Below are 13,924 nucleotides of genomic sequence, written 5' to 3'. Positions count from 1 at the left end.
TCAATTGAAATAATACAAAAATATAGCCACCCCTTCCAATGCCTTCTTCTTTTCACCTTGTATTTCGATGGCAAACTTTATTTCTGCCTTTGCTACGCCGCGCAGATTCGACAGAGATTGTAAATGGGCAACCAGTCGGATGCTCTGTCCGGACAATACCGCCTGACCAAACTTCATCTTGTCCATACCATAATTAATCATCATCTTCAGGTTGTTCACTTCAATAATCTGGTTCCACAGATATGGCAACATGGACAAGGTGAGATACCCATGTGCAATAGTGCTCTTAAAAGGGCTTTCCACTTTGGCGCGTTCCGTATCGACGTGTATCCACTGATGGTCCAATGTCGCATCAGCAAACAGATTGATACGCTCCTGAGGAAGCTCTACATATTCCGAAACACCGATTTGCTGGCCTACCAGCTTTTCAAAATCCTCGTACGAGTTGATAATCACTTTTTCCATTACTCTCTATTTTATTGATAAATTATAAATTCACGCGCTTTATCCACATATCCGCCATTCGTTTATGCCCTGCAGGAGTAGGATGGATACCATCCCAAATCCAATAGGTGTCTTGAGAAGTCGGAGCAGTACCCAGAATTTCATCGAACATCACGTTATAAGGAAGAAATACCGTCTGATAGTCCTTCGCTATCCTCTCTACGATGGCGGCACAGCGACGCACCAGACTATCACGTTCTGCAAAGTCCTCACTCTTACGCATATTGCCGACATTGGCAACAAAAGGAGTGCCCAGCACTATCTTCAATTCCGGATTGGCCTGCAAAGAACGGTCAAGCAAGGAACGGTAACACTTCTCCCATCCTTCAAAATCAAAAGGCTCTTTTTTGTCACCCTGCAGATAGTAATGTACATCGTTTGTCCCCACCAAGACGGAAAGCACATCCGGTTTCATTCCAATGACATCCTCTTCCCAGCGTTTCTCCAAATCCCGGAGAGTGTTTCCACTGATGCCACGATTAAAAAAAGCATATTCCTTTTCCGGAAAATCTCCTTGATAATGACTTGCACACAAATACATATAGCCGCTACCGTAAATATGGTTCATATCCCAAAGGCTTCGCTCCGCAGTCGGTTTGGGCATCCCGCAGGCATTTCCCCAGTTACCGTCCGTGATAGAATCTCCGATAAACAAGACACGCGGGCCGCTTGCATGGAGTAAGAGTGATATGCAGAAAAAAACTATTACAAAGAGTCCAATACGCTTCATGGCATTTTCTTGTTAGGATGTAAAAATTGCAACAAATATACGTCTTATTCCGGCAAGTACAAAAACTCGGGTATCTTTTTCCCATTCCCCAAAAACATATATAACCCTTATTTTTATTTCCGTTCATCACAGATTAATTTGGAAATAATGTATCTTTGTCAATATCTTAATTGTTGTGACAGAACAAAAACATCACTATTAAAGATTCCGGTATGAATTCTAAATTTGATTATGACTTACTGTCAGCAATGATGACCAATGCCAATATGGGATGGTGGGAAGCTGATTTAAAGACCGAAAGCTACATTTGCTCCGAATATATCTCCCGGTTGCTGGGACTGGATGAGGATGGAACCATCAGCTTTAAAGATTTCAACAAACATATCCTAAAAGAGGAACAACGGCATACTACCACACATTCCTTCGACGACATCCGACAGACACAAGAGGCCGTATATCTGCTCAATACAACAAAAGGACCAACGTGGATAAGAAGCAAGGTATGCCTACAGAGAACCGACGAAAACGATAATGTCAAAATCTACGGCATTGCCGAAACACAAGACGGTCCCGACATGTCATCGGCATCCCAAGCCTTACAAGAGCGTAACCGTCTCCTCCATAATATTTATAAATATCTTCCGGTAGGAATTGAGCTCTATAACCGAGAGGGAATATTGATAGATATGAATGACAAAGAGCAGGAAATGTTCCATCTCAAACAGAAAGAAGATCTACTTGGAATTAATATTTTCGAGAATCCGATTTTCCCGGAAGAGATGAAAAGCAAGTTAAGAAAACATGAAAATGCAGACTTCACTTTCCGGTATGACTTCTCTAAAATAGGCAATTACTACAAGACACAGAAGAAGACGGGCACCATAGACCTTGTAACCAAAGTCACAAGCCTTTACGACGATAATCACAACCTGACCAACTATCTGCTAATCAACGCAGACAAAACGGAAACGACCGTCGCTTACAACAAAATACAAGAGTTCGAGAGCCACTTTGAGCTTATAGGTGACTATGCCAAAGTGGGATATGCCAATTATGACCTTCTTAATGAGCAAGGCTATGCCCAACGCAGCTGGTACAAGAACTTGGGTGAGAAAACAGAAACACCGTTGTCCGAAATCATCGGAACCTACAATCATCTCCACCCAGACGACCGTACTATCATGCTTGACTTCCTACAGAACGTAAAGAGAGGACTGGCACACAAGCTCAGCCGGGAAGTACGTGTTCTTAAAGAAGACGGTTCTTTCATGTGGACCCACGTCAACATCATTGTAGAACGCTACATGCCTGAACAGAACATCATAGAGATTATCTGCATCAATTACGACATCACCCAATTAAAGCAGACGGAGGCAATGCTGATACAAGCCAAGGAAAAGGCCGAAGAGGCAGACTGGCTGAAATCCGCTTTCCTTGCCAATATGAGCCATGAAATCCGCACGCCGCTAAATGCGATTATCGGTTTCTCCAGCCTGCTGCACTACGTGGAAAACGAGCAGGAAAGGGAACAGTACATCTCTTTGATAAACCACAACAACCAACTGTTGCTCAAACTAATCAACGACGTTCTGGACCTTTCCAAGATAGAGGCCGGACACATAGAGCTCCATTCCGAATGGTTCAATCCGGCAGAACTCATCGAGGAAAGTATTACCGAGTACGAACGGAACGTTCCGGCAGGAGTGAAACTCTTTGCCAGGTATCCGGCAGCCCCCGGCCAGATAGAGCACGACCCGATGCGCATCAAACAGATACTGAACAACTTCATATCGAATGCACTGAAAAACACCGTGCAGGGACATATCGAAGTGTGCTACGAAATGGACACAGACAGCATAAGAATCAGTGTTTCCGATACTGGATGCGGTATTCCCCCCGAAAAACTGGGAATGATATTCGAACGGTTCGAAAAGGTGGACTCCTTTGCCCAAGGTGCCGGATTAGGACTCTCCATCTGCAAATCCATCGTTGAGAAAATGAATGGAGTGATTACCGTAGATTCGACAATGGGAGTGGGAAGCACATTCACCGTGGAACTGCCCTGCCGGACAAGACCATCCTGACAACAAACGAAAAACAATGATTTATGACCGCACAGAAAGAATTTACCCTAACCCCTCGCCGGCGTGGCTTTCACCTGGTGACAGAGGAGATTATACGCAACCTTCCACCGCTTCCGTCTGCCGGAATCCTGCATCTGTTCATCAAGCATACAAGCGCAGGCCTCACCATCAACGAGAATGCAGACCCTGACGTACAGACAGATATGGAAGCCATCTTCAACCGCCTCGTAAAAGAACGGGAACCTTATTACCAACATACATGCGAAGGCGATGACGATATGCCCGCCCATGCCAAGGCAACCCTCAGCGGAACCAGCCTCACCATCCCCATCACCAATGGGCGTCTGAACATAGGTATCTGGCAAGGCATCTATCTCTGCGAGTTCCGCAACCGGGGCGGAGGAAGAAGAATTGTAGCAACCGTCATCGGATAATCCCCTATCATCATGCAGAAAGCCATCATCATCGGTGCCACTTCAGGCATCGGACAAGAAGTAGCCAGGATACTTGTACAACAAGGCTGGCATATAGGTATTGCCGGCAGAAGAGAGGAAGCATTGCATGCCCTGCAAGCCACCGCACCCGACCGGATAGTCACGGAACAGCTGGACGTTACGGAAGAGACAGCGACTCTACACCTCCATAACCTGATAAAAAAGCTGGGAGGCATAGACCTGTTTTTCCTCAGTTCCGGCGTGGGACATCAAAACCGGGACTTACAACCGGACATCGAACTGAACACGGCACGTACCAATGTAGAGGGATTTACCCGCATGGTGACTGCCGCCTTCAACTATTTCAAGGAAAAAGGCTCCGGACATATTGCTGTCATCAGTTCCATTGCAGGCACTAAAGGACTGGGCGTTGCACCGGCCTACTCTGCCACCAAACGCTTCCAGAATACCTATATCGAAGCGCTGGCACAACTTGCCCGGATGCAGCATCTTGATATACACTTCACCGACATCCGTCCGGGATTTGTTGCCACCGATTTATTGAAAAGCGGGAAATACCCGATGCTGATGAAAGCAGACCGTGTAGCACAGCACATAATCAAGGCTTTAAGAGAAAAGAGACGGGTAGTTGTCATTGACGGACGCTACCGGGTACTGGTATTTTTTTGGCGTATGATTCCACGATGGCTATGGGAAAGGTTGCCTATAACGAATTGATTTCGTATCTTCACGTCTCCAAACAGAAATAGACATACAGACATGAAGAAAAATTCAAAATATATCGTGCTTACCGCTGCCATTGCACTGTGCGCAGGTTCCAGCCTCCCCTTCCTCGCAGGCAGCAGTACGCTGAATCCCGAACGCGATTCCGTGAAATCCGAAGTTCCCTACTGCGTGACCTCCCCCAGCGTACCGGACAAGATCACTTTTGCCGGACAAGCTATTGACCTGCTTCGCTACGACCACCACGAACGTATGGACCGCGAACTGATGTCCTTCACCTACATGCACTCCACCACCATGCTCATGGTGAAGCGTGCCAACCGCTACTTCCCCGTCATAGAACCTATACTAAAAGCCAACGGCCTGCCCGATGACTTCAAGTACCTCGCTGTGATAGAAAGCAACCTGAACCCGCTTGCCAAATCGCCTGCGGGTGCCGCCGGCCTATGGCAGTTCATGCCTGCCACCGGACGCGAATTCGGACTGGAGGTGAACAGCAACATTGACGAACGATACCATATAGAGAAAGAGACCAAAGCAGCCTGCAAGTACCTGAAAGATGCTTATCAGAAATACGGGAACTGGCTGTGCGTAGCCGCTGCCTACAATGCCGGGCAAGGACGCATCTCCACACAACTGCAGAAGCAAATGGTGGACCAGGCTGTCGACTTATGGCTGGTAGAAGAGACTTCGCGCTACATGTTCCGCCTGCTGGCAGCCAAAGCAGTCATCAGCAATCCGCAGCAGTACGGCTTTCTGTTGAAACGGGAACATCTTTATCCGCCCATCCCCTACACGGAAGTGACCGTCACAACGGGCATCGGCAACCTGGCACAGTTTGCCAAAGATAAAGGCATCACCTATGCCCAACTGAAAGATGCCAATCCGTGGCTGCGGGATACCTCGCTGATGAATAAAAGCGGACGTACATACATACTAAAAATACCGACACAAGCCGGAATGCATTACAACCCCAAGAAAACAGTGCCCCACAATAAGAATTGGGTCATCAATTAATAAAAAAGAAAGAGAGGATACGATGATGATGTTAAACTTTGATTTTGTGCTCAGGTTGCTGGTAGCCGGAATATTGGGTGCCATTATCGGACTGGACCGGGAATACCGTGCCAAAGAAGCAGGCTACCGCACCCATTTCCTGGTATCATTGGGAAGCGCGCTCATCATGATTGTATCCCAATATGGTTTTCAAGAAATCATCAAGGAAAGCAGTGTGACGCTGGACCCCAGCCGTGTTGCCGCACAAGTAGTCAGCGGTATCGGATTCATCGGTGCGGGTACCATCATTTTCCAGAAACAGATAGTCAGGGGACTGACAACAGCCGCAGGAATATGGGCTACTGCAGGCATCGGATTGGCAGTAGGTGCAGGAATGTACGCCATCAGCATTGCCGCCACCCTGCTGACTCTGGCAGGGCTCGAACTGTTGAGCCTTATTTTCAAAAGCATTGGCATGAAAAGTTCCGTGATAACCTTTTCCACTTCCAGTAAAGAGATACTGCCGCAAGTGTCCCGGCGATTCAACTCCAAAGACTATCTGGTGGTGTCCTACAACCTGGACCGGCAAGTGCAGGGAGAGTACACCAACTATCAAGTGACCATGGTCATCAAATCCAAGAAAGGCTATGATGAGGGATATTTGCTGCAACTGATGCAGGAATTTCCCGAAGTGACAGTGGAGAAAATCGAATAAAGGGAATCACTGCTGTTTTTCCGTCAGATATTTCCAATATCGCACGGGCATGTCCTGCTTGTGCTTCCGGGGATTGAGGCGTTCCTTGATGCAGATTGCCTTGAAATAGGTTTTCCAGAGAGATTGGAAAAGCCGTTCGTCTTTGTCCATCAGACTTTCGTCGAGCATGCCGGTGACAAGATGTCCTTCGCGACTGTCCTCACCAAAAGTCACCTGGCGCACCTCTTTCAAGTCGTAATAGTACCCATAGGCTCGTCTGATGTCATAAATCAGCCAACGCTGGTCGGCAAAACGGTCCTTGAAATGCTCCGTCACCAGGGGAAGGGCATTCTTCTCGGGCTTGACAGCCGCAAAGAAAGTACCGTCCGCAGCTTTCTGGAAACGGACAAACTGAAGCAGGCGTATACGCTCCCAATCCACCCGCTTCCACATACGGGAGAACTCCAGCACATCAGGGTCGGCAAAGTTTGTTTCAATGGAACGAGGAGCATCTATTGCCTTGCGGATATAGCGGAAAAGGAGCATGGGAGTTTCCGGCTCCTCGGCCAGCCAGCACTGGGCGAGGCAGGCAAGTGCCGCAGACGACAGCTTCTTCTGCAATCCGCGCCAGACGCGACCGGACTTCTCCTCATCGGTTATCACTGTAAATATTTCATCGTAGAACAATGGTAGAGGCTCTCCCTCCAACAACAGTGTATCGGGGAAAATGCGGCGGGAATAGGCTTCAAAAACAGAAGTCAGCAATCCCTCAAAAGTCTTATCGTATAAAAAGATATTCATTCGCCAAAATCAAGCATCAACTGCCTCTCATCCACTTTTTTCTTGTTCGGTTTGGGCAACAGCAGACTGCGTACCCCTTGCGGAGTCAGCTCATTGACCGTGCGCATCGGCAACTCGCAGCAGGTAATGAAATACTGCGCCTTCTTCATCACCACCCCTATCTTCTTCAACTGGTAGAAACCTATCTTGGAGAAACGTCGGGAAGCCACTATCAGCCGTGCCGACTTCACGCCGATGCCCGGCACGCGGAGCAACATCTCATAATCCACCTTGTTCACATCGACCGGAAACTGCTCGGGATGGCGCAAAGCCCAGGACAGCTTGGGGTCAATCTCCAAATCAAGGTCCGGGTAGGCATCATCCACTATTTCCTCCACCTTGAACTGATAAAAACGCATTAACCAATCGGCTTGGTAGAGCCGGTTTTCACGTACCAAAGGGGGCTGCTTCAATGCCGGCAGGCGCTTATCGTAGGTATTGACGGAAATATAGCCCGAATAGTAGACACGCCGCATCGTAGGTCCCTTGTAGAGGGCCGACGAAAGATACAGAATATCCTTGTCCGTCTCGGCGGTAGCGCCTACTATCATCTGTGTGCTTTGTCCTGCAGGAGCGAAACGAGGAGCGTGGCGGTGTTTCTTGCGTTCTTCCGAACTTTCAAGGACTCCCTGCTGGATGTAGCGCATAGGCGCATATACACTCTTATGGTCTTTCTCCGGGGCAAGCAGTTTCAGGTTCTCCTCCTTCGGTATCTCGACATTGACGCTGAGACGGTCGGCATAAAGTCCTGCCTCATTCACCAGTTCGCGGCTGGCACCGGGAATGCTCTTCAGATGGATATATCCGTTGAAACGATGGATAGTGCGGAGGTCCTTGGCAACGCGCACCAGGCGTTCCATCGTGTAATCGGGATTACGCACCACCCCACTGCTCAGGAAAAGCCCTTCGATATAGTTGCGGCGATAGAACTCCATGGTGAGGTCTACAAGCTCGGCCACCGACAGCGTGGCACGCGGCAGGTCGTTGCTGCGGCGGTTGATGCAGTAGGCGCAGTCGTAGATGCAATAATTGGTAAGCATCACTTTGAGCAGGGAAATGCACCGACCGTCCTCGGCAAAGCTGTGACAGATACCCCAACCGCCCACAGTGTTCCCCAGCATACCCGCCTTGCCGGAGCGCACCGTACCACTGGAGGAACAAGAGACGTCATACTTTGCCGACTCTGCCAGTATCTTCAATTTATTGAGAACGTTTTCATCCATAATACCTGCGCCAAAAGTAACAATAATACTTTTCAAAAACAAAAAAGACCGCCAGTAGTGGCAGTCTTTCGCAGCATCAAATATGCTTTTTTTCTTACTTCTTAGAAGCTTCCAAAGATGCTTTGCGGAATTCCTTCATAGCTTTTTCGATTTCCAAAGAAGCCTTACGAGCGCGAGTTCCTGCTGCCTTGTTACCGTTTTCCAACTGAGCGTTTGCATCTTTTGAGAAGTCTGCATACAATGCAGCTACTTTTTCAACTAATTCTTTCATAATCCTTTTTAAATTACTTCGTTAATAATGTCTGGCAAAAATACATTCTTTCTTGAAATAAATGCAGAAAAACGATATTTTTTTTGAAATATTCGGTAAAATCGCCGCAAAAAGGGGCTCTTACGCGTTTTTTATCTACTTTTGCAAGCATGAAAACGCTTACTGACACCGAATATATACACGCTCTCATAGCCGAAGGAGAGCACCAACAGCAGGATTTCAAGTTCGAAATATCCGACGCCCGCAAGATAGCCAAAACCCTTTCAGCCTTTGCCAATACAGACGGTGGAAAACTGCTCATCGGAGTGAAAGATAACGGGAAAATTGCCGGTGTCCGTTCGGACGAAGAACAATATATGATAGAAGCGGCTGCCGGACTTTATTGCAGCCCCGAAGTGAACTACACCATGCAGACCTATCTGGTGGAAGGCCGCAGTGTGCTGGTGGTACAAATCGAGGAAAGTGACCGGAAGCCGGTATATGCCAAGGACGAAACAGGAAAATACTTGGCCTATCTCCGCATCAAGGATGAAAACATCCTGGCTACTCCCGTCCATCTGCGCGTCTGGCAGCAAAGCGGAAGTCCGAAAGGAGAACTGATAGAATATACCGAACGGGAACAACTGTTGCTCAATCTGCTGGAAGAAAACGACCGCCTTTCACTGAACCGTTACTGCCGCCTGGCGCATCTTTCCCGACGCACCGCCGAACATCTGCTGGCAAAGTTTGTTCGTTATGACATAGTGGAACCGGTGTTTGAAGGACACAAATTTCACTTCAGGCTGAAATAGGCAAGGAGATTCCGTCAAGTTTGTCCAGATTTGTCCATGGTACAAATTGCAGCACACGAGTTCATATCACGTTGATTATCATCAACTTGCAAGGAGTCTATCTCAGTTAACGACAGAGGCAGCCTAAAGTAACGACAGAGACCACCTTAGATAACGACAGAGGGTAGCACTTGTTTTGTGTGAGTTTTTTTTACTACAAATAGATAACTGTACATATACATTATGGGAATAATAAATCTGATAAACGACCTGCTCTGGACCTACATCCTCGTTGCCCTACTGTTGGGATGCGCCGTATGGTTTACGCTGAGAACCCGCTTTGTACAGTTCCGGATGATAAAGGAAATGGTACGTCTGCTGGGCGACTCGGGCGGGAAAGGCGATGCCAAGGAAAAGCATATCTCATCGTTCCAGGCATTTGCCATCTCCATTGCCAGCCGTGTAGGTACGGGCAATCTTGCAGGGGTTGCCACCGCCATTGCAGTAGGCGGTCCGGGCGCTGTATTCTGGATGTGGGTGATTGCCCTCCTGGGTGCTTCCAGCTCGTTTGTAGAATCTACACTGGCCCAATTGTATAAGATAAAGGGCAAAGACTCCTTTATCGGCGGCCCGGCCTACTATATGCGTAAGGGACTGAAACAGCCGTGGATGGGGGCACTGTTTGCCGTACTTATCACCATTACCTTCGGATTTGCATTCAACTCGGTACAGAGCAATACACTGTGTGCCGCTTTCGAAGGCGCTTTCGGGTTCGACCATGCCGTTGTGGGAGGGATCATCACCGCACTCACGCTGACAATCATCTTTGGAGGCGTACAGCGCATAGCCAAAGTCAGCAGCATCATCGTCCCCATCATGGCGTTGGGATACATTGCACTGGCACTTATCATCGTTCTGTTGAACATCAAAGAGCTGCCGGGAGTCCTGGCACTCATTGTCGGCCACGCCTTCGGATGGGAGCAGGCTTTGGGAGGGGGTGTCGGCATGGCGCTGATGCAGGGCATCAAACGCGGGCTGTTCAGCAACGAGGCCGGTATGGGGTCCGCCCCCAATGTGGCGGCAACCGCACACGTCAGCCACCCCGTGAAGCAAGGCTTGATTCAGACGCTGGGAGTATTTACCGATACGCTGATTATATGTACCTGCACCGCTTTCATCATTCTGTTCAGCGGTGCTCCACTGGATGGTTCCACAAACGGCGTACAGCTTACCCAGCATGCACTGACCAACGAGATAGGACCTTCGGGAGCCATCTTCGTTGCGGTAGCCTTGTTCTTCTTCGCATTCAGCAGCATTCTGGGAAATTATTATTACGGAGAAGCCAATGTGCGCTACCTTACCCACCGTAAATGGGTGCTCAACATCTACCGTATACTGGTGGGCGGCATGGTCATGTTCGGTGCTGTTGCCACCTTCGACCTGGCATGGAGCCTTGCCGACGTCACTATGGGACTCATGGCGCTCTGCAATCTTATCGCCATCAGCCTGCTCGGAAAATACGCTTTCAGGCTGCTTGAAGACTACCGCGCACAGAAAAGCGCCGGTATCAAAGACCCCGTTTTCACCAAGAACCGCCTGAAAGAGGTAGAAAAAGACATAGAGTGCTGGTGATAACCAACTTATTTCGTACTTTTGCAGCCGGAACCGCCGGATGACCTGCGGTCTTGTAATTTGTAATCAGTAATTCGTAATTTGATATGAGTTTATTTGCCAAACTATTCAACAAGAATACCGGAGAAGTATCTTCGAAGAATGTGGAAGACTTCGTGTCACTGACACGCGTCTACTTCCAGTCTGTAATAGCCGCCAACCTGGGCATCACCAATATCCGCTTTGTGCCGGATGTAGCCAACTTCAAGCGTCTGTTCAAAATCCCCACGCAGGGAGGCCGCCTGGGACAAGCGGAAAAGGCCGCTTCGCGCAAGATGCTGATGCAGGACTACGGCATCAGTGAAAACTTCTTCAAGGAAATTGATACTTCCGTCAAGAAGCACTGCCGTACGCAGAACGACGTACAAGGTTATCTCTTTATGTATCAAGGCTTCTCCAATGACTTGATGATGCTGATGGGAAACCTGATGCAGTGGAAATTCCGCATGCCTTCCATCTTCAAGGGAGCACTGCGCAGCATGACCGAAAAAACCGTACACGACGTCTGTACAAAAACCGTATGGAAAAAGGACGATGTACACAAGACGGCAGCGGCAGTACGCCAGTACAAAGAGCGTCTGGGATATTCGGAACAATGGATGACCGAGTACGTTTACAACGTAGTGATGCTGGCCAAAAAGGAACCGAAACAGAAAGCCAACGAAGAGAAATAAAAGAAAAAGAATTCTAAAGAACTTTAGAAACAAGAAGGCGGGAAAGAAATTTCCCGCTTTTTTTGTTATTTTTAGCAAATGAAATCATTTTCCCCTCACGGAACACAAGGACGCACCCCGCGTCAACCATCATAAATATTAACTTCAAAAAAACAACCGCTTATGAAACAAAAGAAAATGCTTGCACTCACTCTATCACAACTGGAACAACTTTATCGGCACGAACTCCCTGAATTGGTCAGCATCGCCGTTCAAAGCGACGATGCGGAAGCCTTCAAGGCCAACCTGACGGAGTACATTGCCGGACATCCGGAAGTGGACAACGAGGCCGGTAAGCAAATTCGACTCTTGATTGAATTTGACGGGCAGGAAGTACACGAGCTCTCCATCGGAGAACAGCTGCCCATATCAACTTTATCAATGCTGCATTCCTTCCTCACAGGACAATGGGAAGAGGAAACGGAAACGGACCTGTTCATCGACTTGTTCCAGCAGTTCAAACGCCTCCACCAGCCAGCCCCCACCCTGCCCTCCGCACAGAAAATCAAAACCCTGACCGAACGCTGGCCCAGCGGACTGGATGAAGACGTGCAGCATATCCGTGCAAAGAACAAGGAACGCATCCTGCATGCACTGGTGCAGAAGATTGAGCACCGCAAGAACCCGGCTTCCCGCTTCCATTTCGAAGAGGGACTCAGCTACGAGGAGAAGTTCAACCTCGTCAGCGAATGGTGGAATGACTTCCGTTTCCATCTTGCCATGGCCGTCAAAAGCCCTACGGAGCTAAACCGTCTTCTCGGCAACTCCCTTTCTGCCAAAACCATGTACCTGCTCTCAAAAGCCCGCAAGAAGGGAATGCCTTTCTTCGCCACCCCCTATTATCTGTCACTGCTGAACTGCACCGGCAGCGGATACGACGACGAGGCCCTGCGCAGCTATATACTCTATTCACCCCAACTGGTGGAAACCTACGGACAGATACGTGCCTGGGAACGGGAGGATATCGTAGAACCAGGTAAACCCAACGCCGCCGGCTGGCTGCTGCCCGACGGGCATAACATCCACCGCCGTTATCCGGAAGTGGCCATCCTCATCCCCGACACCATGGGACGCGCCTGCGGAGGACTCTGCGCATCTTGTCAGCGTATGTACGACTTTCAAAGCAAACGGCTCAATTTTGAGTTTGACACCCTGCGTCCCAAGGAGACATGGGAAAAGAAGCTGCGCCGGCTGATGGCCTATTTTGAGGAAGACACGCAACTGCGGGACATTCTCATCACCGGCGGTGACGCACTGATGAGCCAAAACAAGACGCTGGGCAACATATTAGACGCCGTCTACCGCATGGCAGTCCGCAAGCGGAAAGCCAATCAGGAACGGCCCGAGGGAGAAAAGTATGCAGAGCTGCAACGTGTACGCCTCGGCTCACGCCTCCCCGCCTACCTGCCCATGCGCATCAATGACGGGCTGGTGGAGATTCTAAGGGAATTCAAGGAAAAGGCGTCTACCATCGGCATCCGCCAGTTCATTATCCAGACACATTTCCAAACCCCGCTCGAAGTCACTCCGGAAGCTGCCGAAGGAATACGCAAACTGCTGGCGGCAGGCTGGCTCATTGATAACCAACTGGTATACAACGTAGCTGCATCCCGCCGAGGGCATACCACCCGCCTGCGCCAAGTGCTCAATCAGTTGGGAGTGGTTTGCTACTACACCTTCTCCGTGAAAGGTTTTGAAGAAAACAATGCCGTGTTTACCCCCAACAGCCGTTCCGTACAAGAGCAACGGGAAGAAAAGTGCTTCGGGAAGCTGACCAAGGAAGATGCCCATAATCTGTCCGTACTGCTTGGAACCGTCCATGACCCGGCAGCCTGCATCCGGCGTTTCCTGAAAACGCACCACCTGCCTTTCCTCGCCACCGACCGCAATGTGCTCAACCTGCCCGCCATCGGCAAGAGCATGACCTTCAACATGGTAGGCATCACTCCCGAAGGCAAGCGCATCCTGCGTTTCGACCATGACGGCACCCGGCGCCACAGCCCTATAATAGACCGGCTGGGACAAATATATATCGTAGAAAACAAGTCCATAGCCTCCTACCTCCGTCAGCTGCAAGCCATGGGAGAAGACGCCGAAGAATATGCCACCATCTGGAACTATACGGAAGGCAAGACGGAATCCCGGTTCAGCCTCTACGAATATCCTGATTTCCCCTTCCAAATCACCGACAGAATGAGCAATCAGGACATTGCAGGATAGCATATCCAAGATATATTCCGTACTTTTGCA

At 49.2% G+C, this 13,924-nt stretch carries 14 protein-coding genes; 9 read left to right on the top strand and 5 right to left on the bottom strand.

Annotation, left to right across the window (positions count from 1 at the left end):
* Together DW096_RS04445 and DW096_RS04440 are read right to left on the bottom strand one after the other, a co-directional pair.
* On the bottom strand, positions 1–465 hold the full coding sequence (locus DW096_RS04445) for a MaoC family dehydratase (RefSeq protein WP_005826461.1): 465 nt from the start codon (positions 463–465) through the stop codon (positions 1–3).
* Between the two features lie 22 nt (positions 466–487).
* Positions 488–1,234: an SGNH/GDSL hydrolase family protein gene (locus DW096_RS04440; protein WP_057089178.1), complete on the bottom strand. Its 747-nt coding sequence runs from the start codon at positions 1,232–1,234 to the stop codon at positions 488–490.
* A 212-nt stretch (positions 1,235–1,446) separates the two neighbouring features.
* Between DW096_RS04440 and DW096_RS04430 the strand changes: the two genes are divergently transcribed.
* From DW096_RS04430 to DW096_RS04410, 5 genes are read left to right on the top strand one after another with little or no spacing between them, the layout of a single operon-like run.
* A complete protein-coding gene (locus DW096_RS04430; RefSeq protein ID WP_057281771.1) occupies positions 1,447–3,318 on the top strand; it encodes a PAS domain-containing sensor histidine kinase in 1,872 nt (623 codons plus the stop codon).
* 23 nt (positions 3,319–3,341) lie between these two features.
* A complete protein-coding gene (locus tag DW096_RS04425; protein ID WP_005826454.1) occupies positions 3,342–3,752 on the top strand; it encodes a secondary thiamine-phosphate synthase enzyme YjbQ in 411 nt (136 codons plus the stop codon).
* Positions 3,753–3,764: 12 nt separating this feature from the next.
* On the top strand, positions 3,765–4,490 hold the full coding sequence (locus tag DW096_RS04420; RefSeq protein WP_005826453.1) for an SDR family oxidoreductase: 726 nt from the start codon (positions 3,765–3,767) through the stop codon (positions 4,488–4,490).
* Between the two features lie 42 nt (positions 4,491–4,532).
* A complete protein-coding gene (locus DW096_RS04415) occupies positions 4,533–5,513 on the top strand; it encodes a lytic transglycosylase domain-containing protein (protein ID WP_044467371.1) in 981 nt (326 codons plus the stop codon).
* A 25-nt stretch (positions 5,514–5,538) separates the two neighbouring features.
* Complete coding sequence (locus DW096_RS04410; protein ID WP_057281828.1) at positions 5,539–6,207, top strand: MgtC/SapB family protein; 669 nt, start codon at positions 5,539–5,541, stop codon at positions 6,205–6,207.
* Between the two features lie 6 nt (positions 6,208–6,213).
* On the opposite strand, the gene DW096_RS04405 is transcribed toward DW096_RS04410, so the two are convergent.
* The 3 genes from DW096_RS04405 to DW096_RS04395 form a co-directional block, all read right to left on the bottom strand.
* Positions 6,214–6,987: a TIGR03915 family putative DNA repair protein gene (locus DW096_RS04405; RefSeq protein WP_057281770.1), complete on the bottom strand. Its 774-nt coding sequence runs from the start codon at positions 6,985–6,987 to the stop codon at positions 6,214–6,216.
* Positions 6,984–8,249, bottom strand: coding sequence for a putative DNA modification/repair radical SAM protein (locus DW096_RS04400; protein WP_057252776.1), 1,266 nt, complete (start codon positions 8,247–8,249; stop codon positions 6,984–6,986). Before DW096_RS04400 ends, DW096_RS04405 begins: the two co-directional genes overlap by 4 nt.
* A 94-nt stretch (positions 8,250–8,343) precedes the next feature.
* On the bottom strand, positions 8,344–8,520 hold the full coding sequence (locus DW096_RS04395) for a histone H1 (RefSeq protein WP_005826447.1): 177 nt from the start codon (positions 8,518–8,520) through the stop codon (positions 8,344–8,346).
* 149 nt (positions 8,521–8,669) lie between these two features.
* Here DW096_RS04395 and DW096_RS04390 point away from each other — a divergent pair, with 149 nt between their 5' ends.
* The 4 genes from DW096_RS04390 (at position 8,670) to DW096_RS04375 (ending at position 13,894) form a co-directional block, all read left to right on the top strand.
* The gene (locus DW096_RS04390) at positions 8,670–9,311 is read left to right on the top strand and encodes a helix-turn-helix domain-containing protein (RefSeq protein ID WP_118930931.1); all 642 of its coding nucleotides are present in this window, start codon (positions 8,670–8,672) and stop codon (positions 9,309–9,311) included.
* A gap of 222 nt (positions 9,312–9,533) precedes the next feature.
* Positions 9,534–10,922 carry a sodium:alanine symporter family protein gene (locus DW096_RS04385; RefSeq protein WP_005835842.1) on the top strand — a complete coding sequence of 463 codons (1,389 nt, stop codon included), beginning with the start codon at positions 9,534–9,536 and terminating at the stop codon, positions 10,920–10,922.
* 86 nt (positions 10,923–11,008) lie between these two features.
* Positions 11,009–11,635, top strand: a complete 627-nt coding sequence (locus tag DW096_RS04380) for a hypothetical protein (protein ID WP_005826441.1) — start codon at positions 11,009–11,011, stop codon at positions 11,633–11,635.
* A 162-nt stretch (positions 11,636–11,797) separates the two neighbouring features.
* Positions 11,798–13,894 (top strand): KamA family radical SAM protein, encoded by a 2,097-nt coding sequence (locus DW096_RS04375; RefSeq protein ID WP_057281769.1) that lies wholly within the window; start codon positions 11,798–11,800, stop codon positions 13,892–13,894.
* Positions 13,895–13,924 lie beyond the last annotated feature (30 nt).

The sequence above is a fragment of the Bacteroides sp. AM07-18 genome (assembly GCF_003602695.1).
GTDB classification, from domain to species: Bacteria; Bacteroidota; Bacteroidia; order Bacteroidales; family Bacteroidaceae; genus Bacteroides; species Bacteroides uniformis.
Note: the sequence above shows the minus strand (reverse complement) of the source record. Positions and strands in the feature narration are given on the sequence as shown.